General features: G+C 33.5%; 20 protein-coding genes. 10 read left to right on the forward strand and 10 right to left on the reverse strand.

The window, feature by feature from the left end:
* Nucleotides 1-636 carry an HAD family hydrolase gene (locus HNQ90_RS04490; RefSeq protein ID WP_144115455.1) on the forward strand — a complete coding sequence of 212 codons (636 nt, stop codon included), beginning with the start codon at nt 1-3 and terminating at the stop codon, nt 634-636.
* A 21-nt stretch (nt 637-657) separates the two neighbouring features.
* Here HNQ90_RS04490 and HNQ90_RS04495 read toward each other — a convergent pair whose 3' ends face one another.
* Nucleotides 658-1,302 (reverse strand): DUF1801 domain-containing protein, encoded by a 645-nt coding sequence (locus tag HNQ90_RS04495; protein ID WP_144115456.1) that lies wholly within the window; start codon nt 1,300-1,302, stop codon nt 658-660.
* A gap of 121 nt (nt 1,303-1,423) precedes the next feature.
* On the opposite strand from HNQ90_RS04495, the gene HNQ90_RS04500 reads away from it, so the two are divergent.
* The 3 genes from HNQ90_RS04500 to HNQ90_RS04510 are packed head-to-tail and all read left to right on the forward strand — an operon-like array spanning nt 1,424 to nt 4,587.
* Nucleotides 1,424-2,020 (forward strand): SprT-like domain-containing protein, encoded by a 597-nt coding sequence (locus HNQ90_RS04500; protein ID WP_144115457.1) that lies wholly within the window; start codon nt 1,424-1,426, stop codon nt 2,018-2,020.
* 3 nt (nt 2,021-2,023) lie between these two features.
* Complete coding sequence (locus HNQ90_RS04505) at nt 2,024-3,103, forward strand: mannose-1-phosphate guanylyltransferase (RefSeq protein ID WP_144115458.1); 1,080 nt, start codon at nt 2,024-2,026, stop codon at nt 3,101-3,103.
* Nucleotides 3,104-3,105: 2 nt separating this feature from the next.
* Entirely contained in the window at nt 3,106-4,587 is a 1,482-nt protein-coding gene (locus HNQ90_RS04510; RefSeq protein ID WP_144115459.1) for a DUF389 domain-containing protein, read from the forward strand.
* Between the two features lie 55 nt (nt 4,588-4,642).
* Here the strand turns inward: HNQ90_RS04510 and HNQ90_RS04515 are convergent, their stop codons facing one another.
* Complete coding sequence (locus tag HNQ90_RS04515) at nt 4,643-5,410, reverse strand: ABC transporter ATP-binding protein (RefSeq protein ID WP_144115460.1); 768 nt, start codon at nt 5,408-5,410, stop codon at nt 4,643-4,645.
* The gene (locus tag HNQ90_RS04520; protein ID WP_144115461.1) at nt 5,407-6,147 is read right to left on the reverse strand and encodes an MlaE family ABC transporter permease; all 741 of its coding nucleotides are present in this window, start codon (nt 6,145-6,147) and stop codon (nt 5,407-5,409) included. The genes HNQ90_RS04515 and HNQ90_RS04520 overlap by 4 nt, the downstream gene beginning before the upstream one ends.
* 111 nt (nt 6,148-6,258) lie before the next feature.
* Between HNQ90_RS04520 and pafA the strand changes: the two genes are divergently transcribed.
* Both pafA and HNQ90_RS04530 read left to right on the forward strand, forming a co-directional pair.
* The gene (gene pafA / locus HNQ90_RS04525; RefSeq protein ID WP_144115462.1) at nt 6,259-7,881 is read left to right on the forward strand and encodes an alkaline phosphatase PafA; all 1,623 of its coding nucleotides are present in this window, start codon (nt 6,259-6,261) and stop codon (nt 7,879-7,881) included.
* Complete coding sequence (locus tag HNQ90_RS04530) at nt 7,881-8,690, forward strand: DNA/RNA non-specific endonuclease (RefSeq protein ID WP_144115463.1); 810 nt, start codon at nt 7,881-7,883, stop codon at nt 8,688-8,690. Before pafA ends, HNQ90_RS04530 begins: the two co-directional genes overlap by 1 nt.
* A gap of 24 nt (nt 8,691-8,714) precedes the next feature.
* On the opposite strand, the gene HNQ90_RS04535 is transcribed toward HNQ90_RS04530, so the two are convergent.
* From HNQ90_RS04535 to gcvP, 5 genes are all read right to left on the reverse strand, one after another.
* Nucleotides 8,715-8,936, reverse strand: a complete 222-nt coding sequence (locus HNQ90_RS04535; protein ID WP_144115464.1) for a hypothetical protein — start codon at nt 8,934-8,936, stop codon at nt 8,715-8,717.
* Between the two features lie 4 nt (nt 8,937-8,940).
* The gene (locus HNQ90_RS04540) at nt 8,941-9,789 is read right to left on the reverse strand and encodes a glycosyltransferase family 2 protein (protein ID WP_144115465.1); all 849 of its coding nucleotides are present in this window, start codon (nt 9,787-9,789) and stop codon (nt 8,941-8,943) included.
* 84 nt (nt 9,790-9,873) lie between these two features.
* Nucleotides 9,874-10,395, reverse strand: a complete 522-nt coding sequence (locus HNQ90_RS04545) for a class I SAM-dependent methyltransferase (RefSeq protein ID WP_144115466.1) — start codon at nt 10,393-10,395, stop codon at nt 9,874-9,876.
* 83 nt (nt 10,396-10,478) lie between these two features.
* Nucleotides 10,479-11,537 carry a 3-oxoacyl-ACP synthase III family protein gene (locus HNQ90_RS04550; protein ID WP_144115467.1) on the reverse strand — a complete coding sequence of 353 codons (1,059 nt, stop codon included), beginning with the start codon at nt 11,535-11,537 and terminating at the stop codon, nt 10,479-10,481.
* Nucleotides 11,538-11,641: 104 nt separating this feature from the next.
* Complete coding sequence (gene gcvP / locus HNQ90_RS04555) at nt 11,642-14,491, reverse strand: aminomethyl-transferring glycine dehydrogenase (protein WP_144115468.1); 2,850 nt, start codon at nt 14,489-14,491, stop codon at nt 11,642-11,644.
* 120 nt (nt 14,492-14,611) lie between these two features.
* On the opposite strand from gcvP, the gene HNQ90_RS04560 reads away from it, so the two are divergent.
* A complete protein-coding gene (locus tag HNQ90_RS04560) occupies nt 14,612-15,430 on the forward strand; it encodes a UbiA prenyltransferase family protein (protein WP_144115469.1) in 819 nt (272 codons plus the stop codon).
* On the opposite strand, the gene HNQ90_RS04565 is transcribed toward HNQ90_RS04560, so the two are convergent.
* The gene (locus HNQ90_RS04565) at nt 15,423-15,683 is read right to left on the reverse strand and encodes a hypothetical protein (RefSeq protein WP_172625821.1); all 261 of its coding nucleotides are present in this window, start codon (nt 15,681-15,683) and stop codon (nt 15,423-15,425) included. The genes HNQ90_RS04560 and HNQ90_RS04565 overlap by 8 nt on opposite strands.
* 2 nt (nt 15,684-15,685) lie before the next feature.
* Nucleotides 15,686-16,237, reverse strand: a complete 552-nt coding sequence (locus HNQ90_RS04570) for a sigma-70 family RNA polymerase sigma factor (protein ID WP_144115471.1) — start codon at nt 16,235-16,237, stop codon at nt 15,686-15,688.
* Nucleotides 16,238-16,396: 159 nt separating this feature from the next.
* Between HNQ90_RS04570 and HNQ90_RS04575 the strand changes: the two genes are divergently transcribed.
* From HNQ90_RS04575 to HNQ90_RS04585, 3 genes are all read left to right on the forward strand, one after another.
* Nucleotides 16,397-17,488, forward strand: a complete 1,092-nt coding sequence (locus HNQ90_RS04575; RefSeq protein WP_144115472.1) for a hypothetical protein — start codon at nt 16,397-16,399, stop codon at nt 17,486-17,488.
* A gap of 177 nt (nt 17,489-17,665) precedes the next feature.
* Nucleotides 17,666-18,718, forward strand: a complete 1,053-nt coding sequence (locus HNQ90_RS04580) for a hypothetical protein (RefSeq protein WP_144115473.1) — start codon at nt 17,666-17,668, stop codon at nt 18,716-18,718.
* Nucleotides 18,719-18,769: 51 nt separating this feature from the next.
* The gene (locus HNQ90_RS04585; RefSeq protein WP_144115474.1) at nt 18,770-19,690 is read left to right on the forward strand and encodes a LuxR C-terminal-related transcriptional regulator; all 921 of its coding nucleotides are present in this window, start codon (nt 18,770-18,772) and stop codon (nt 19,688-19,690) included.
* Nucleotides 19,691-19,921: the final 231 nt, after the last annotated feature.

The raw sequence follows: 19,921 nt of genomic DNA on the forward strand, positions 1-19,921 counted from the left end.
ATGAGTAAATACAAATGTATAATTTTCGATTGCGATGGCGTTTTAATTGATAGCGAACCTATTGCTATAGGTGTTTTGGTTGAAATGGCTAATTATTTAGGTGCTAATATGGAGCTTGATGCTGCTATGATTGCATTAAAAGGGAAATCTTTTAAATACTGTACTAATTATATTTCGCAACGTATTGAAAAACCATTACCTATTCATTTTGAACAAGATTATCGTATTAATACGTTTGAAGCCTTCCGGAAAAATATTCAACCAATAAAAGGTATAAAAGCAGTTCTCGAAAACATAAACGTACCGTTCTGTGTAGCATCAAGTGGACCCGAAAATAAAATTCGGTTAAACTTAGAGCTTACGGGGCTACTTCCTTTTTTTGAAGGGCATATCTTTAGTTGTTATGCGATACAAAAATGGAAGCCAGAGCCCGATGTATTTCTATGGGCAGCAGAAACCATGGGGTTTAAACCAGAAGACTGTTTGGTGGTAGAGGATAGTTTGTCGGGAGTTAGAGCTGCTAATACAGGCGGTTTTGATGTTTTTGGTTATACAGAGCACGACTATGGTAATGCGCTAAGTAAAGAAGCTACAAAGACATTTAATAGCATGGACAAGCTTTTAAAAATGTTATAATTCGCTACTGTTAGTTAAAGGCTATTTGTTTTGCAATTGTTTGTGCGAACCATCGCAATTTGGTTTTCGTTTTGATAGTCCGCAAGTACAATCATTAAAACCAAATCCCTTTAAAATTCGCGCTTCACATTTAAGTATTCTTGAAGTTCGTGTTTTCGATTGTTTGGCACTGGTAAAATGCAAAATATAACCACGTTGTCTACCCTTAGTTAGTTCTTTAAAAGCAGTTTCAAATTCAGGCTTTTCTAAAAATTCAGATTTTAATTCTTCAGGATAGTTTAACTCATCGGTCTTATCAATTTTAACTTGTATTCCTGCTTCTTCAATGGCGATAGCTTCGTAAATATAACGTTTCAATATAGCTTCTAAAGCTATAACTTCTTTTGTGCTTGTAAACGGAATAAGCTTTGTTGATCTTGAATTAGGACCTGGTTTCTTTAGGATGCCTTCTGTGTCTTTTAGTATAGCGCCTTTAAAAAAACTTAACGAGCAAAAGGCCTTAAAACCTCCAATTATTACAATGTTTTTACCTTTAAAAGAGTAACACGGGTTTCGCCATTTAAAATCTTCAGAAAGTCCGCAACTTATTATAATTGTTCTTAAAAGTTCTAATTCCGACTTCCAAGTTTTTACATGTTCTAAATATTTGTCAACTTTCGGGTTCATATTTTAAGGTATCTTTAATTGCAAAAGATTTAAATGCACTTAACTACTAAATTATAATTTTTTCTATAAAAGTCTATGTTGCTAAGTGTTTCTTTTAAGGAATTCCATTATTTTAGCTGTAATGCAAAATGAGCTCCAAAAATATATACCTACAAATGCAGTTCTTCCAGTTTTAAATCTTTTAGAACGGGACGATTTGTTGGTTAAAATTAAAAATGAGCGTAAAACAAGGCATGGTGATTATAGAAAATTACCAAATGGCAAGCATCAAATTACAATAAATTCAAACTTAAATACCTATCGCTTTTTAATAACGCTTATTCATGAAATTGCCCATTTGGAGGCTTTTAAAGCTTATGGGACCTTTATAAAACCGCATGGTTTGGAGTGGAAACAAACATTTCAGCATTTAATGCTACCGTTTTTAAACCCAAAGATATTTCCAGATGCCTTATTGCCTTTATTGGCAAAACATTTTAAAAACCCTAAAGCATCTAGCGATACAGATGCGTCATTGGCCTTAGCTTTAAAGCAATTTGACGAACCCAATAATAAAACCTTTATTTTTGAAGTACCTTTGGGTGTAAGTTTTAAACTTTATAATGGTAAGGTTTTTAAAATGGGTGAAAAACGTGTTAAACGTTATGAGTGCATTGAAATTAAAACAGGTCGTTTATACCTTTTTAATCCAAATGCAGAAGTAGAATTAATAAATTAAAATATGAATAAAAACTATTATGCCATATTAATGGCCGGAGGAGTAGGGTCACGATTTTGGCCAGTAAGCACACAGGATTTTCCAAAGCAGTTTCATGATATGTTAGGAACGGGCGATACGCTTATTCAAAAAACATTTCATCGTTTGGCAGATTTAATTCCGAAGGAAAATATTTTTATTTTAACAAACGAGCAATATAACGATTTAGTTTTAGAGCAATTACCGGAAGTTGAGCAGCGTCAAGTGGTTTTAGAACCTGCAATGCGTAACACAGCGCCTTGTATTTTATACGCCTCGTTAAAAATTCAGAAAGAAAACCCAGATGCGGTTATGATTGTGGCACCAAGTGATCATTGGATTGAGGACGAAAAAACATTTGCGAGCAATGTGCAACAAGCCTTCGAGTATTGTTCTGAAAATGATGCATTAATGACTTTAGGAATTCAACCTACTTTTCCTAACACAGGTTACGGTTATATTGAGTTTGATAAGTCTTCCGCGAAAGCGATAAAATCGGTAAATCAATTTAGAGAAAAACCAGATTACGAAACAGCAAAAGACTTTATTTCTAAAGGTAATTTTTTATGGAATGCTGGTATTTTTATGTGGAGCGCAAAGAGTGTAGTTAAAGCATTTAAAAGTAATCAACCAGAATTGTTTGAGCTATTCGAAAAAGGCATATCGGTGTATAATACCGAATTTGAAGACGACTTTATTCGTGATAATTATCCTAAGGCAGAAAATATATCGGTGGATTATGCTATTATGGAAAAATCTACCAATGTTCATGTTATTGCGGCAGAATTTGATTGGAACGATTTAGGAACTTGGGGAAGTTTATACGACAAGTTGGATAAGGATGAAGCTAACAATGCTGTGGTAAATGCTAGGACTTTGGCCGAAGATGCTTCGGGAAATATGATAAGAACAAAAAAAGATAAAATTGTTGTTATTGATGGCTTACAAGATTATATTGTTGTGGATAAAGAAGAAGTTTTGCTTATCTTTCCTAAGTCTAAAGAACAAGATATAAAGAAAACACTCCAACAAGTAAAAGATAAATTTGGAGAGCAATACGGTTAATTATGAGTGAAGAGAGTAAGTTTAATTTCTCTGAAGAAGAGGAAAAGGCAGAAGCTTTAAAAAAGGAACAGAGCGTTGAGCAGTCTAAAGAAAATGTAAAAAAGGATGCTCAAGGTCTTTTTACCAGTATCTCAAAATTTTTAAGCGAGCTTTTAGATTTCAGAGATGACACCGACAGAGACGCTACAATTCAAGCAATAAAAGGTGATATTCCATTTAAAGGTGCTACAGCTTGGATTTTAATTTGTTCCATATTTGTAGCCTCTATTGGTTTAAACGCAAACTCTACAGCTGTGGTAATTGGTGCCATGTTAATTTCGCCATTAATGGGGCCTATTTTGGGTATTGGCTTATCTATTGCTATAAACGATATTGATACGCTTAAAAAATCGCTTATAAACTTAGTAACAATGATTGTTTTAAGTTTAATGACAGCGTTTTTGTTTTTTAAATTTTTTCCAACTGCAGATATTATGACGACCGAGCTTTTTGGTCGTACCAAACCCGATTTACGTGATGTTTTAATTGCCTTTTTTGGTGGTGCTGCCTTAATTATAGCACGGACTAAAAAAGGAACGATTGCTTCGGTCATTTTTGGTGTTGCTATTGCAACAGCATTAATGCCACCATTATGTACGGCTGGTTATGGATTAGCGCACAATTGGGACTACTTTATTGGAGCCATGTATTTGTTTACCATAAATACCATTTTTATTGCTCTAGCAACCTTTTTAGTGCTAAAAATATTAAGGTTCCCAATGTTAAGGTATGCGAATTCTAAAAAAAGAAAAAGAATTGCACAGTTGGCTTCTTTAATTGCTGTTTTGGTTATGGCACCTGCAATTTGGACCTTTGTTAACTTTATAACGCAATCTGGTTTAGAGGGCGATTATAATAATTTTATGGAAACCGAGGTTAAATCTAACCACGAGTTATGGTTGCAAAAAGGAATACCAAACTGGGAAGAAAAAACAATTACCCTTTATTTTAATGGTGAAGTTCCAGATGCTACTATAGCAGATTTGGAAAATGAAATTAAAACTTACGAAAAAATAAAAGATTACAGTTTAGTAATTCAGGGGAATAAAAATAGAAGTATCGATAAAATTTCTGATGCTTACGATAGAGCCATACGCGATTTAGACCAAAAGGATATAATTATTACTGGATTACAGAATCAAATTGAAGGTTTGCAGGTAAATATTACCAATTTAAATAAACAATTAGAGTCGAAAACAATATCTAATACCATTCCGTTTTCTAGTTTATCTCGCGATGCCAAGGTGAGGTTTAAAGATTTGGAATACTTTGGGTATTCTAATATGTTAGAGTCTAAAGATTTTATTAATATCGATACGGTTTCGGTAGTGCGTTTAAAGTGGAACACGAATTTACCAGACAGCATTCAAGTAAAAAAGGAAGAAGAATTAAAAACTTGGATAAGCACGCAATTAAACAAATCCAATATCTTAATTTTAAAATAAATCTATTTTCGTTAAATAATTTATAATGAATAAAACCTTCTTGAAAAATTAGGTTTTATTCATTTTCTTCAATGTACATTTTACGTACTTTTTTAAATAAGTTTGAAGAATAAACAAAATCGGTAACGACTTCGTTATCTGTTTTAAAAATGGTTTTGTTCGATCCTTCCCATGCTTTTAATCCATTTCTTAGGAAAACAATTTTTTCACCAATTTCCATAACCGAGTTCATGTCATGCGAATTTATTACTGTGGTAATTTGATATTCGTCTGTAATTTCTTGAATAAGGTTATCAATAACTATGGCTGTTTTTGGATCTAAACCTGAGTTAGGTTCATCACAAAATAAATACTTGGGGTTGTTAACGATAGCGCGAGCAATAGCAACACGTTTTTGCATCCCTCCGGAAGCTTCACTTGGCATTTTATTATGTGCAGTATCAAGATTAACGCGCTTTAAAACAAAGTTTACGCGGTCTTCCATTTCGCTTTTACTTTGATTAGTAAACATTTTAAGCGGAAACATGACGTTTTGTGCAATAGTCATAGAATCGAATAAGGCACTGCCTTGAAATACCATGCCTATTTCTGCACGTATATTTCTCTTTTCGTCTTCGGTTAGTTTTGCGAATACCTTACCATCATAAGCTATCGCGCCTTGTTCGTAGTCAAATAAACCTAATAGGCACTTTAAAAATACAGTTTTACCAGAACCACTTTGCCCAATAATTAAATTTGTTTTGCCTTTTTCAAAAGTTGTACTAATACCTTTTAAAACTTCAACGTCTCCAAATGACTTATGTAAATTAGTAACTTCTATCATGAGCTTAGTAACATTTGGGTTAGGAAATAGTTTAAAATAATAATAACAACACTAGTCCATACAAACGATGTCGTACTTGCTTTACCTACTTCTAACGCACCACCTTTCATATAATAGCCATGAAACGATGGGATGGTTGCCAATATAAAGGCAAAAACAATAGTTTTTATAAATGCATATATGACATGGAAAGTTTCAAAATCTGTTTGGATACCTACATTGTAATCTTCTAACGAGCTAAAGCCTCCATATACACATGCGGCCATTCCTCCTAAAATACCTAAAAACATAGCAATTGATATAATAAAAGGATATAAAAGCAAGGCTATAAATTTAGGGAAAACTAAATAGTTAAGGGAGTTAATTCCCATAACTTCTAGTGCGTCAATTTGTTCGGTAACACGCATGGTACCTATGCTTGATGTTATAAATGAACCAACTTTACCTGCCATAATTATAGACATAAATGTTGGCGCAAATTCTAATATAATAGATTGCCTCGTTGCAAAACCAACAAGGTATTTAGGTATTAATGGGCTATCAATATTTAATGCTGTTTGTATGGTTACAACACCTCCAACAAAAAAGGAAATAAAGGCAACAATGCCCAAAGAGCCAATTATTAAATCGTCTATATCTTTAAGTATTAATTGTTTCATTACCGTCCATTTGGTTGGTTTACGAAACATTTCTACTATCATTAAAAAGTAAGCACCTATGTTATGCAGATAAGTCATATACAAATTTGTAAATGCTAAAGTAAAAAAAAGTTAGTGGTATTTAACTTTAATTTAAAATAATGATGGATTAATTATGTGTATTTTTGGCTTTATAAATTTAATTCTAGAATGAAATATATTTTTTCCTTTTTGTTAGTTTTTACATTAAGCTTACCTGTGGTAGCACAAAACGATAATCCGAAATTGGTTGTTGGTATTGTTGTAGATCAAATGCGTTACGATTATTTAACTCGATTTTATAGTAAATATGGCGATGGTGGTTTTAAACGTATGATGAACGAAGGATTTAATTGTAAAAACAATCATTATAATTATGTGCCAACTTACACAGCACCAGGGCATACATCGATATATACGGGTACTACACCAAAATATCATGGAATTATAGGTAATAATTTTTACGACAGAGAGATAAAAAAAATGGTGTATTGTGCAGGTGATGAAAACGTTGATCCTATAGGCACAGAAAGTAAGGCCGGTAAAATGTCTCCACACCGTATGAAAACAACAACATTTGCTGACGAAAACAGATTGTTTACACAAATGCGAGGAAAAACAATTGGTATTTCAATAAAAGATAGAGGTGCAATTTTACCAGCTGGTCATACCGCCAATGCAGCTTATTGGTTTAACGGAAGCGATGAAGGGTACTTTATTAGTAGTTCTTTTTATATGAATAGCTTACCTAAATGGGTAAATAAATTTAACGATTCTAATATTGCTGAATCGTATTTAAAGCCATGGAATACCTTATATAATATTTCAACTTATACTGAAAGTGGTTCAGATTTAAATGATTTTGAAGGCACTTTTAAAGGCAAAGAAACAGCAACATTTCCTTATGACTTAGGTGCTTTAAAAGATAAAAATGGAAATTTTGATATTATTAAAGGAACGCCTTACGGGAATAGTATTGTCGCAGATTTTGCCATAGCTGCTATAAAAGGTGAAGCTTTAGGTGAAGATGAGATTACCGATGTTTTAACGGTAAGCTTTTCAAGTACCGATTATGTTGGTCATAAATTTGGAGTAAACTCAAAAGAGGTTGAGGATACTTATATTCGTTTAGATAAGGATTTAGAGCGATTATTCCAGGCACTAGATAAAGAGGTAGGCAAAGGTGAGTATACTGTTTTCTTAACAGCAGATCATGCAGCTATTGATGTGCCATCTTATTTACAATCTGTAAAAATTCCTGCAGGATACGTAAATAACTCCGAACGTAAAAAGCAGTTTAATGCGTTTTTAATTGATACTTACGGTACAACTGAGGTTTTAGAGAATATAAGTAACGACCAAATTTTCTTAAATAGAGAAAAAATTAAAGCCTTAAATTTAAATTTGAAGGATGTGCAAGAAGCCATAGTAAATGAGCAAATAACATACAAAAATATATACAAAGCCTATACTGCAACAAGCATGGGTTCTGTAAATTTTGTTGAAGGTATTGAAGCGCTTATGCAAAAAGGGTTTAACCAAAAAGCATCTGGCGATGTCCTGTTATTAAACGATCCGGCATATATTTCTTATAGTAAAGTGGGGTCTACACATGGTAGTGGCTTAAATTATGATACCCACGTACCTTTATTGTTTTTCGGAAAAGGAATTAAGAAAGGAGAAACTTTTAAAAAGACCGAAATAACAGATATTGCACCAACCATGTCTGCACTTATAGGAACTAGTTTTCCAAACTTTTCAATAGGACAACCTTTAGAATTTGTTTTAAATTAATGAGCAAACGTACACTATCTTCCATTGTTGTTTTGGTTATCGTTTTGGCTGTTTATGGCTATGAGTATTTTTTAGGTGAAGAAGAAAAAGCCGAAATTATTACTGAAGGTCAAACAACTAAAAGTGATACCAACGAGTATTTTTTACCAACTTCGACAACAGGACAAATAGTGCATCATAATGGTTATTCATTGTCGTATAACGAGAAACATGAACAAGCGGAATGGGTTGCATACGAATTAAAAAAAGCGCATCTATCTAATACGAATCATAAACGGCCTTATTTTGAAATTGATAAAGCTGTAAAAACAGGTGCGGCAAGCTGGAGAAACTATAAAAAATCGGGTTACGATCGCGGACATCTTTGTCCTGCTGGAGACAGACGTTATACTAAAGCGGCGCACGACGAAACTTTTTTAACGAGTAATATTAGTCCGCAAGAACATCAATTCAATGCCGGAATTTGGAATAGTTTGGAGCAAAAAGTGAGGTATTGGGCAAGTAAGTACGACGGTGTTTTTGTTGTAACCGGAGGTGTTTTAAACGGTAATATGAAGTCTATAGGCACAGAGCAGGTTTCTGTTCCAAATCAGTTTTACAAGGTGTTAATTGATACCAATTCTGGAACCACTAAAATGATTGCGTTTTTAATGCCACACGAGGCTTCTAACAAGCCTTTGTACGATTTTGTAGTGTCTGTTGATGAGGTTGAAGAATTAACAGGAATAGACTTTTTCCCTGAGTTGGAAGATTCCATAGAGAATAAACTAGAAGCTTCAAGTAGTTATAAAGGTTGGAGTTTTAAATAATATATTCCATCGAAAGAGGGAATCTTATTTTTGATTTTCTTGATGCTTTACAAGTTCAACCATATAATAAGCGCGTCCTTTAATATAGGAACAGCTATGCGTCTGGGTACTATTAGCACCATTTGGAACAACACAATTTTTATTAGCCAATTTGTTATTTATTTTAATAACCTCAGGTTCGGGCTTCTTTTTCGTTAAAAAGAATAAGCCAATACCTAAAAATAATATGAGAGCAAAAATTTTCATTTTGTTATTTGAATTTATTAAGCATGCCTTTCCATCGTAAATTTCTAATAAATACACCTTCTTGCTTGTTAACTAAGTAGGCTGTTTTTTCGTTTTTAGCTTTAAAATATCCACTCATATAATCTTTAAATAATGAAAAGCTTCCTTTTTTGTAAGCTAGTTTTAAGGCGGAAATTAATGTAATTACAAAGCCATATCGCATTTTATACATAGCCTCACCTTGCAAATACTTTGATGCTTTATTATAACTAACGCCAGTTGGCTTTAAATGTTTTACATGTAATGACTCATCAGTTAAAATTTTCCAGCCGTAATATTTAGCTAGCAACTCATCAACGGTATCCCAACCCATAGATCGTTTAAGTTTACCTATTTCGAGAAAACAATCTTGCCTGTAGGCCTTTAAAGCGCCACGAATATGGTCTCTGTTAGTTAAGTTTTCTAAAACCCATTGGTTGTTTTTTTCAATGTAACAAAATCCCGAAGCCATTCCTAATTTAGGATTGCTTTTAAAATGAATCGCTAATTTTTCCAGGTAGTTTTCAGGAAAAATTAAATCGGCGTCAAATTTACATAGTATATCGTAGGCGCTATCTAAGGTTTCGTAACCTTTATAAAATGCATTTATAATTTTGGAACCCGGTAAATGTTGATTGGACGATTTATTGTTTACTATTGAAATAAAGGAATACGTTTTAATATAATCATCAATAATTGACTGCGTAGCATCGGTAGAATTATCATTAACTACAACAATTTGCTTTGGTTTTAAAGTTTGATTAACCAAAGACTGAAGCGTAAGACCAATGGAATCGGCTTCGTTGTGAGCAGGAATGATGATGTAAAAATCCATGTTGTAAATGTCAATAATTAAACTCCAAATCGCAATTTTTATGGTAATTATGTTCTTGGAATTTAATTTTTGGCTATCGGAACTTTAAATTCTTTCGGCGTAAACTATGTAATATCTAGGTGTAAACCATCTTAAAATAGGACGGATACCAATTTTTTTAGTTGGGTTGGTCCATTTTTTTCTGTCAATAATTTTCCAACCTGCTTTTTCTAATAGCCAATCGAACTGCCAATCTTCAAACTCATGGTAATGTCTGTCTAACATATCAGTCTTGCTTCGGTAAGCCGAAGAAAACCATAGTTTTAGGGGGATGCTAGCCACTAATTTATCTGATTGAATAGATTTTAAAACTGTAAAAGGGGAGAGTAAGTGTTCGAAAATTTCGAATGCTGTTACAACATCTGCTTTCGAATTTTCAATGGTTGATGTGTCTAGATCTAAATCTTCACCTTTAGTGTTTTCAACAGAAAAACCATGTTCTTCCATGATTTTAGAAAACGGATTTACAACCCCCAAATCTAAAATAGATTGGGAGTTGTTTACATGTTTCTCTAAAAACTCAATGGTATGTTTAAAGCGTTTATTCGGAAAAGTTTTCTCGTACATAAAATTATATTATTTTTCATTTCCACCTTTCATCTTCAACAATAAAAATGCTGGCAGAAATCACAAAATAATCAATTAAAACATTACTGCTTATAAACAATAGCATTAATATTCATTCCGGCGCCTACACTCGCAAAAAGGATAATATCACCTTTGTTAATTTCTTGGTTTTCTAACTTGCCGTTTAAAATTATATCGTAAAGCGTAGGTATTGTGGCCACGCTAGAATTTCCTAATTTACCAATACTCATAGGCATTATACCTTCTGGCATTTCCATATTATAAAGTTCGTAAAAACGCTTAACAATGGCTTCGTCCATTTTTTCATTAGCCTGGTGAATCAATACTTTTTTAACCTGTGTAATATCAATTCCACTGCTATCTAAACACGATTTCATGGCAACCGGTACGTTTGTTAATGCAAATTCGTAAATTTTACGACCATACATTTTTATATAGCGACGGTGATCATTAGTGTTTTGATTATTGGTTTCTCCAAAGTAAATATAGTGTGCTTCGTCTAGAGAAAAGGTAGCTGAGTCGTGAGCAATAATTCCGCCTTCATCATTGGTGCGTTCAATGACTACAGCGCCAGCACCATCACTATAAATCATGGAATCTCTATCATGCGGATCTAAAATACGCGATAAGGTTTCGGCACCAATTACTAAACATTTATTGGCAATACCTGCTTTTATAAATGCATTAGCTTGAATAACACCTTGCACCCAACCAGGGCATCCAAAAAGTAAATCGTAACCCACACATTTAGGATTTTTAATTTGCAATAAATGCTTAACTCTAGAGGCAATACTTGGTACTGTATCACTTTGAATGCTGTCATGCCTTACATCTCCATAATTGTGTGCAACTATAATATAATCTAGTTCTTCACGATTAATTTTAGCACTTTCAATTGCTTTTTCGGCAGCAAAAGAAGCGAGGTCTGATGTGTTAAGATGATTCTTAGCGTAACGACGTTCATCTATACCAGTTATTGCTTTAAATTTTTTAACAATGACCTCATTTGGTGCCTTTATAGAACTACCATCGGTATTTAAAAATTCGTGATTATGAAAGTTTTCATTGGTTGCAATCTTGGAAGGAATATAGCTTCCTGTACCAGTTATTTTAATATTCATAAAATAGAAATTTACTATTGTGTTATGCGTGCATACTAAATTACGCGGTTCTCAGTTAATAGCTATTCAATATTGATTAAAATTACGATGTTCAACATGTTATTTTAGGCTTCGGCATAAGCCTCAATTGGTACGCAAGAACAAATTAAGTTTCTGTCTCCGTAAGCATCGTCCACACGTCTTACACTTGGCCAAAACTTATTATCTCTTACATACTCTAGTGGGAAGGCTGCTGCTTCACGAGAATAAGGGAAGTCCCAGTTGTTTGCTGTAATCATATGTAGTGTATGTGGAGCGTTTTTTAATACGTTATTTGCATCCTCTTTAGTTACGCTGTCTATTTCTTTTTTTATTGAAATCATAGCATCACAAAAGCGATCTATTTCTGCTTTGCTTTCACTTTCTGTAGGCTCAATCATTAAAGTTCCTGCTACCGGAAAAGATACTGTTGGCGCATGGAAACCATAATCCATTAATCGTTTTGCGATATCTGTAACCTCAATGCCGTTTGCTTTAAACGGACGACAATCTACAATCATTTCATGAGCTGCACGACCGCGTTCGCCTGAATATAATGTATCAAAATTACCCTGTAAGCGTTGCTTAATATAGTTAGCATTTAAAATGGCAATCTTTGTAGATTCTGTTAAGCCATGTGCACCAAGCATTTTAATGTAACCATAAGATATTAAACAGGCTAGAGCAGAGCCAAAAGGCGCTGCCGAAATAGCAGTAATAGCTTGTTTACCTCCAACTTTTACTAATGGACTTCCAGGTAAAAATGGTACCAGTTGTTTAGCAACACAAATTGGACCTACACCTGGACCACCACCACCATGCGGTATGGCAAACGTTTTGTGTAAGTTAAGGTGACAAACATCGGCACCAATATGTCCTGGGTTGGTTAAACCAACTTGAGCATTCATATTTGCACCATCCATGTATACTTGTCCGCCGTTATCATGTATTATTTTAGTAATTTCTTTAATAGCCGATTCGTAAACACCATGTGTAGATGGATAGGTTACCATTAAGGCTGAAAGATTATCTTTATGAAGTTCTGCCTTTTCACGTAAATCGTCAACATCAATATTACCTTCGGCAGTCGATTTTGTTACCACAACTTTCATGCCTGCCATAACCGCACTTGCAGGGTTTGTACCATGTGCAGACGATGGGATTAAGCATATGTTTCTGTGGTGATCGTTACGCGATTCGTGATACGCTTTTATTACCATTAAACCAGCAAATTCACCCTGTGCACCAGAGTTTGGTTGTAATGATGTTGCAGCAAAACCAGTAATTTCTGTTAACTGGTCTTCAAGTTCTTTTAAAATAGTTAAATAACCTTTGGCTTGTTTTAAAGGCGCAAAAGGATGAATATTACCCCATTTAAACCAACTTAAAGGAAGCATTTCTGAAGCCGCATTTAGTTTCATGGTGCAAGAACCTAATGAAATCATAGAGTGGTTTAATGCTAAATCTTTACGCTCTAAAGATTTTATGTAGCGCATTAATTCTGTTTCAGAATGGTGTGTGTTAAAAACAACATCGGTTAAAAAATCAGATTGTCTTTGTATTGTTTCCGAAATGTTGTTGGCTTGTTCTATTTCAGAAATTGTAATCGTTTCCTTTTTAGCAGCTTCGGCAAATATGGCAATTAAATAATTGATATCGCGAATAGAGGTTGTTTCGTTAATTGAAATCGTAACTGTTTTTGAATCTGGATAAAATAAATTAGCCTTCTTTTTTGTAGCTACCTTTTTTATTTTTTTAGCTTTTGTTTTTATTTGAAGGGTATCAAAGTAAGAGGTGTTTATTTGATTGTATCCTAACTTCTGTAGAGCACTTGCTAAAGTTGCTGTTTTATTATGAATTTTATTGGCGATAAATTTTAAGCCTTTAGGACCATGATAAACGCCATACATACTTGCCATAACCGCCAATAAAACTTGAGCGGTACAGATATTAGATGTTGCCTTATCTCGCTTAATATGCTGTTCTCTGGTTTGTAAAGCCATACGTAAAGCGCGGTTACCATTGGCATCTTTAGTAACACCAATAATACGTCCTGGTAAATCGCGTTTATAAGCTTCTTTAGTTGCAAAATAAGCGGCGTGAGGACCACCATATCCCATCGGGATTCCAAAACGTTGTGTAGTTCCAACCACAACATCTGCTCCAAATTTACCTGGAGCTTCTAGTTTTACTAAACTTAAAAAATCGGCTGCAACAGCTACTTTAATGCGAGCATCACTAGCTTTACTTATAAAAGATTTTATATCGGTAATTTGCCCGTCTTTTCCTGGGTATTGCAATATGGCTCCAAAAAATTCTTCCGAAAAATCAAAAGCTTCTTCCTTGCCTATTACAAGTTCAATTCCAATAGGATTTGCTCTAGTTTTTAATAAAGATAAGGTTTGTGGCAATATGTTTTCGGAAACAAAAAACTTATTGATACCTGCTTTTTTCTGATCGCGTTCGCGAACGGCAAAAAGTAAACTCATGGCCTCGGCAGCAGCAGTACTTTCATCTAGTAAAGAGGCGTTTGCAATTTCCATTCCCGTTAGGTCTATAACCATGGTTTGGAAATTTAATAAGGCCTCTAATCTACCTTGAGCAATTTCGGCTTGGTAAGGCGTGTATGCTGTGTACCAACCCGGATTTTCTAGAATGTTTCTTTGAATTACAGCTGGCAAAATAGTAGGGTGGTAGCCTAAACCTATATATGTTTTATATGCTTTATTTTTTTTAGATAAATCATGGATATGAAGTAAATACTCATGCTCCGTCATTGGTTCATCTAAATTTAACTCTTTTTTTAAACGAATATCGTCAGGTATAGTTTCGTAAATTAATTCATCTAACGTATCTAAACCAATAGTGTTTAACATTTGTTTTTGGTCATCTTCCCTAGGACCGATATGACGCAAAGCGAAAGCGTTTGTATTCATTAAGCAAAAATCTTTTATATATTTCGCAAAAATACATAATATTAGATGTGTTTTATAGAGCGTTTTGGAAAGTTTTTAACTATTACTAAACGTTATCAACACTTTAGTTACATTTGCTATATGCAGTTATTAAAGCAGCTTTTTAACTTTTATATAAATAGTAGTATTCACGTCGCTTTTTCGGTGGTTTCCTTAACGTGGATTACGTTTTTAACGGTTGGGTTTCCTGCAAGTCATACCGTTTTACTTTTTTTGTTTTTTGCTACTATTACAGGTTATAATTTTGTGAAGTATTTTGGGGTAGCAAAATTTCATCATAGACGTTTAACCAATTGGCTAAAATGGATACAGTTATTATCCTTTATTTGCTTTTTATTGATGTGTTATTACGCGTTAAAACTAGAAGTTAGAACGTATGTTTTTCTTTTGGCTTTAGCTGTGTTAACCGTTTTTTATGCCATTCCTGTTTTTTCAAAGCAAAAAAGTAACTTAAGAAACGTAAGTGGGATTAAGGTGTATTTAATAGCTTTAGTTTGGGCTGGAGTAACTGTTTTTGTGCCAATAATAAATGCCGATTATTCTGTTAATGCAGATGTGATAATTTTGGGTGTACAGCGTTTTTTATATGTACTAATATTAATGCTGCCGTTCGAGATACGAGATTTAAAGTATGATGCTCTTAACCTCTCTACAATACCACAAAAATTAGGTGTCAAAAAAACTAAAAACCTAGGTGTGTTACTATTGGTTGGCTTTTTCGTATTAGAATTTCTAAAAAAAGAGACTCATGGAAACACCATTTTAGCATTACTCATTATAACTATATTAACCGCAATTTTTGTGCGTTTAAGTAAAATAGACCAAAATAAATATTATTGTTCTTTTTGGGTAGAAGGATTGCCCATTTTATGGCTTCTTTTAGTATTTCTAATTAATTAGAAACTTCTTTTAAAGCCTGATTAAAATCTTCTCTCATGGCTTCTTTACATTTTTTATCTAAACACTCAACTTCTGCTTTTTTAATAGTTTTTGTAAGTTTGGCATTGTTAGAAGAATACTTTCTACAAGCTCTACAAAAAATTAAATGCAAGTTTAGCAATATCTTTTCCTTTAAGCTGGCATTTTTGTACTGTGTTTTATCACAAACATGATTTGCTTCTTCGCAAGGAATCATAAATCTTATATTACTCATAATTAAAACCAATTTTCTTTTAAGCAATCAGCCATGGCTGTTCTAGCTCTGTGGATGATAACCCATAGATTAGACGCTGTAATATTTAATTCATTACAAATAACTTCTGTTTCATAACCAAGTATGGTTTTCATTTTAAAAACTTCAGATTGTTTTGTTGGCAATTTACCCAAACAGTTGTGTATTGCGTCGCCTAATTCGTTGTTTTGTAAGGTGTCTTCTGCTGTTTTGTCAAACGGATCTGCTACACGTTCTTCTAGCCAATCACCTTCACTTTCGCTATCGTTATAATTAATTCTTACTTCGGCTTTTCCCTTGTTAGAATTAATTTTGCGGTAGTGATCTATAATTTTTCGCTTTAAAATTGAAATGAGCCAAGTACGTTCGCTAGCCTCTCCCTTAAAGTTTTTCATAGACTTTAAACCCGCCAAAAACGTGTCTTGCACCAAGTCTTGAGCCTTATCTCTATCACTTACACGCGTTATGGTGTAATTAAAGAGGTAATCGGCATATAAGTCGATCCACTTATCAGGATTAATAATTTGTTTTTGCATAGTTTTATGGTAAAAATAGACAATTTTCAGAATAGTAGGTAATCCCATTAAATATTTTATTAATTACTTGCTTATTTAGAGGGTTGAGTGTTATTGAGGGTTGTAATTTTATGTGTTTAGTTTTTAAAATTTTTATTTTGCCTCGTTAAATAAGGAAGCATGCCCCCAAAAGAAAAATATTATTTATACTTATTTCTATTTCTATTTAAATTTTCAGCTTTTTCGCAAGTTGGAATTGGAACAACCGATATAGATGCTTCAGCAATTCTAGAAGTTTATGCAAATGATAAAGGCGTTCTTTTTCCTAATGTTGCATTAATGTCTAACACAGATCAAACAACTATACCAAGTCCTGTTGATGGGGTATTGGTCTATAATACTGGCTTGGGTGCTTTAGCTTATGTTGGGTACGTGTTTTGGAATGGAAGTGAATGGCGTACTTTATTGAATAAATCTTCGGGTTCAGGTAGTATTGATTATCTTAATTGTTCAAATGTTTCGTTGGCACCTTCCAGTTATTCAAGCGGAGTTGCGTATAATGGAACAATGACTATTTCTTATTTAGGAGGAGATGGAGGTACTTTTCCTGAACAATCTATAGGCCCAATAAACGGATTAACAGCAACTTTAGCTGCCGGAAATTTTAATACCGGGGCAGGAGATTTAGTTTATAGCGTAACTGGCACGCCTACAATTACAAGCCCAAATACAACTAGTTTTAATGTAAATACAGGAGGACAAAGTTGTACAGCTATCGTGGGCGGTGAAAAACGTTTGATAAGTGATTATGCGCAAGTAAGTTTTGATGCCTATGGAAGCGGATCTAGGGGTATTTCATTAAATGGTGAGTTAGCCACAATTTTACCTGGTTCAATAAATGTAGCGAGAGTTAAAAGATTAGATGATGGTGTGTTTAGGGTAGATTTTGTAGAGCCTTTTGATGATACTGCTTATGTTGTATCTGGTTTTGGGTTTGAACCTGGTTATTATAACAATGACTCTAGGCAGCCTTATTTGTATGTGCCTAACTACACGCGTTCAACGAATGATTTAGGTGATGCCATATTAGCTGATAACGATGTTAGGCCCACTAACCCAACTAATAGTGCTTATGGTTTGGAAACCAGGCAAACGGTAGTAAAGTCTGATGGGTATACTTCGGCAGTTGCACGATATAGAACGCATTTTTATTTTATTGAAGGTTATTCACATTATCCTTTAGCGGGAGCTTCTTTAAGTATAACAAGGTAAGTTGGTTTGAAGGATTTTAATTAGAGATAAATTGAGAAGGGGGAATTGTAAATCAGTGTTAATCGCTTGCTTTAGTGGTGTTTATGAGAGAGCAAGAGGTTTTAAAATAAATATATGAAATTCAAAATATTAATAAATATGTTCCAAATCAGATTTTATATAATACTATTATTTATAATGGTATTTAATCTCTCGGCTTTTGCTCAAGTAGGAATTGGTACTGCTACTGTTGATGCGTCTGCAATGCTAGAAGTTCATGCTGACGATAAAGGCGTTCTTTTTCCAAATGTAGCTTTAGTATCAAATACAGATCAAACCACTGTAGCAAATCCTGCCGATGGTTTATTGATATATAATACAGGGCTTGCGGCCTTAAATTATGTTGGCTATTTGTTTTGGAACGGTAGTGAGTGGCGAACTTTAGCAGATCAGTCTATTGGTTCTGGAACTATTGATAACTTAAATTGTTCAAATGCATCATTAGCGCCTTCAAGATATACAAGTGGAGTTTCGTATAATGGAACAATGACTATTTCTTATTTAGGAGGCGATGGAGGTGCTTTTCCTGCGCAATCTATTGGGCCTATAAATGGATTAACAGCAACTTTGGCTCCTGGTAATTTTAATACAGGAGCAGGAGATTTAGTGTATAGTGTCTCAGGTACACCTACAGTTACTAGTCCTTACACCACCAGTTTTAATATAAATATAGGTGGGCAAAGTTGTACTGCTATTGTTGGTGGTGAAAAACGCCAGATAAGCGAATATGCGCAAGTAAGTTTTGATGCTTATGGTAGTGGCTCTAGAGGTATTTCTTTAGATGGTGAGTTGGCTACTATTTTGCCAGGTTCTATCAATATAGCGCGAGTTAAAAGGATGGATGATGGTGTGTTTAGAGTAGATTTTATTATTCCTTTTGTCGATACAGCCTACGTTGTATCTGGGTTTGGGTTCGAGCCAGGTTATTACAATAATAACAATACCCAACCTTATTTGTATGTGCCAAACTATACACGTTCCACAAATGATTTAGGCGATGCTATTCTGGGTGATACAGATGTTAGACCTACAAACCCTACCAATAGTTCTTATGGTTTAGAAACTAGACAAACAGTAGTTAAGCCAGATGGATATACGTCAGCAGTGGCACGTTATACCACTCACTTTTACTTTATAGAAGGGTATGGGCATTACCCATTAGCAGGAGCTTCTTTAAGTATTACAAGGTGAGTTTGCTAGATAAAGCTTATTTTTGATTTTAAAGATGTAACTCTCACTTATATGGTTAAGAACATACTAAATATTAGTATTTATTCTAATGACTACTACGCAAATATTAAAATCCTTTTACTATTTAACCTAATTACTTTTGTTTTTTTTAGTATTTGTACCGCGGTTTTAAATGGGTTTAAATTTGATTCATTTATATATCTGTTTTGGGTAGTAATAAGTTTTTTAGCGATTGTTAGTCATTTAAGAACCAAATTTTCTTTAAAAACCTTTAAAATCATAGCCTTTTATTTTGTTTTAGGATTGGTTATTACTACTTGTTTTTTCTCTTTAAGGTATGATAACAAAATAGATAACGGCTATTATTTTTTGGGGTTAATTACTATTTTACCTATTATTTTTGATATTAGAACTGATAAGAAAAAATTTATATTACTTGTTCTAGCCTCTGTTATTTCTGTAATTGTATTAAATACTTTTAGTTTAGGTGATAAATATTTGATACTTAGCAGCTCCACATCTATTGAGTTATTGCGGTATTATAATATTAGTTTTGCTATGCTTACCGTTATATACACTACTGTTTTTTTTGTGCAAAAAGATGTTCATTTTCAAGAGACAAAATCCAAAGTAAATAAAATTGAAAAGTCGCTTCGTGGTTTAAATAAACAATTTACGAAACAAGAAATTTCAGATTTATTATCCATAGCAAAAATGAATTCGGTTTTATTTTTGGAAAAATTTGAAATTTATTTTCCGGAATTTTTGAAAAATATTCAAAAAGGAAGTGGTTCTTTCAATACCATGGACTTGTATGTTTTAGCACTAATAAAGATTGGGTTAGATACCAAAGAAATAGCAGTTGTTTCTAATACTACCATTAAATCGGTAGAAAGTAGAAAGTACAGATTAAAGAAACGGCTTGAAATAGAATCGAATGTTAAAATAGATGATTATATAAAGACCTTGTAATAGTTGTTATACCTCCTTTTAACGGTTGTTAATTCAAATAAATCATAATAAAAGTTGTACTGAAATATACCCAGAAAATTGAAAATAGGATATGCATTAGTGTTTCAAACTTTTTGCCTTTCCAAAGTTTTTTAGAATAGACAAAAAACTGAAAAAACAGTCTGAAACTCCAGAATACACCTAAACCTAAACATATTTTTCGACCTAAACTAGTTTCTATAAGCGCTGTTG

The organism is Algibacter amylolyticus (assembly GCF_014202225.1).
Classification (GTDB): domain Bacteria; phylum Bacteroidota; class Bacteroidia; order Flavobacteriales; family Flavobacteriaceae; genus Algibacter_B; species Algibacter_B amylolyticus.

Excerpts from the sequence above, each read along its gene's own strand:
- HNQ90_RS04580 (WP_144115473.1), top strand. The coding sequence starts at position 17,666 with ATGGTATTTAATCTCTCGGCTTTTGCTCAAGTAGGAATTGGTACTGCT.
- HNQ90_RS04505 (WP_144115458.1), top strand. The coding sequence starts at position 2,024 with ATGAATAAAAACTATTATGCCATATTAATGGCCGGAGGAGTAGGGTCA.
- HNQ90_RS04530 (WP_144115463.1), top strand. The coding sequence starts at position 7,881 with ATGAGCAAACGTACACTATCTTCCATTGTTGTTTTGGTTATCGTTTTG.
- HNQ90_RS04515 (WP_144115460.1), bottom strand. The coding sequence starts at position 5,410 with ATGATAGAAGTTACTAATTTACATAAGTCATTTGGAGACGTTGAAGTT.
- HNQ90_RS04545 (WP_144115466.1), bottom strand. The coding sequence starts at position 10,395 with ATGTACGAGAAAACTTTTCCGAATAAACGCTTTAAACATACCATTGAG.
- HNQ90_RS04585 (WP_144115474.1), top strand. The coding sequence starts at position 18,770 with ATGGTTAAGAACATACTAAATATTAGTATTTATTCTAATGACTACTAC.
- HNQ90_RS04540 (WP_144115465.1), bottom strand. The coding sequence starts at position 9,789 with ATGGATTTTTACATCATCATTCCTGCTCACAACGAAGCCGATTCCATT.
- HNQ90_RS04550 (WP_144115467.1), bottom strand. The coding sequence starts at position 11,537 with ATGAATATTAAAATAACTGGTACAGGAAGCTATATTCCTTCCAAGATT.
- HNQ90_RS04520 (WP_144115461.1), bottom strand. The coding sequence starts at position 6,147 with ATGACTTATCTGCATAACATAGGTGCTTACTTTTTAATGATAGTAGAA.
- HNQ90_RS04560 (WP_144115469.1), top strand. The coding sequence starts at position 14,612 with ATGCAGTTATTAAAGCAGCTTTTTAACTTTTATATAAATAGTAGTATT.
- HNQ90_RS04510 (WP_144115459.1), top strand. The coding sequence starts at position 3,106 with ATGAGTGAAGAGAGTAAGTTTAATTTCTCTGAAGAAGAGGAAAAGGCA.
- pafA (WP_144115462.1), top strand. The coding sequence starts at position 6,259 with ATGAAATATATTTTTTCCTTTTTGTTAGTTTTTACATTAAGCTTACCT.
- HNQ90_RS04495 (WP_144115456.1), bottom strand. The coding sequence starts at position 1,302 with ATGAACCCGAAAGTTGACAAATATTTAGAACATGTAAAAACTTGGAAG.
- HNQ90_RS04565 (WP_172625821.1), bottom strand. The coding sequence starts at position 15,683 with ATGAGTAATATAAGATTTATGATTCCTTGCGAAGAAGCAAATCATGTT.
- HNQ90_RS04570 (WP_144115471.1), bottom strand. The coding sequence starts at position 16,237 with ATGCAAAAACAAATTATTAATCCTGATAAGTGGATCGACTTATATGCC.
- HNQ90_RS04535 (WP_144115464.1), bottom strand. The coding sequence starts at position 8,936 with ATGAAAATTTTTGCTCTCATATTATTTTTAGGTATTGGCTTATTCTTT.
- gcvP (WP_144115468.1), bottom strand. The coding sequence starts at position 14,491 with ATGAATACAAACGCTTTCGCTTTGCGTCATATCGGTCCTAGGGAAGAT.
- HNQ90_RS04500 (WP_144115457.1), top strand. The coding sequence starts at position 1,424 with ATGCAAAATGAGCTCCAAAAATATATACCTACAAATGCAGTTCTTCCA.
- HNQ90_RS04575 (WP_144115472.1), top strand. The coding sequence starts at position 16,397 with ATGCCCCCAAAAGAAAAATATTATTTATACTTATTTCTATTTCTATTT.
- HNQ90_RS04490 (WP_144115455.1), top strand. The coding sequence starts at position 1 with ATGAGTAAATACAAATGTATAATTTTCGATTGCGATGGCGTTTTAATT.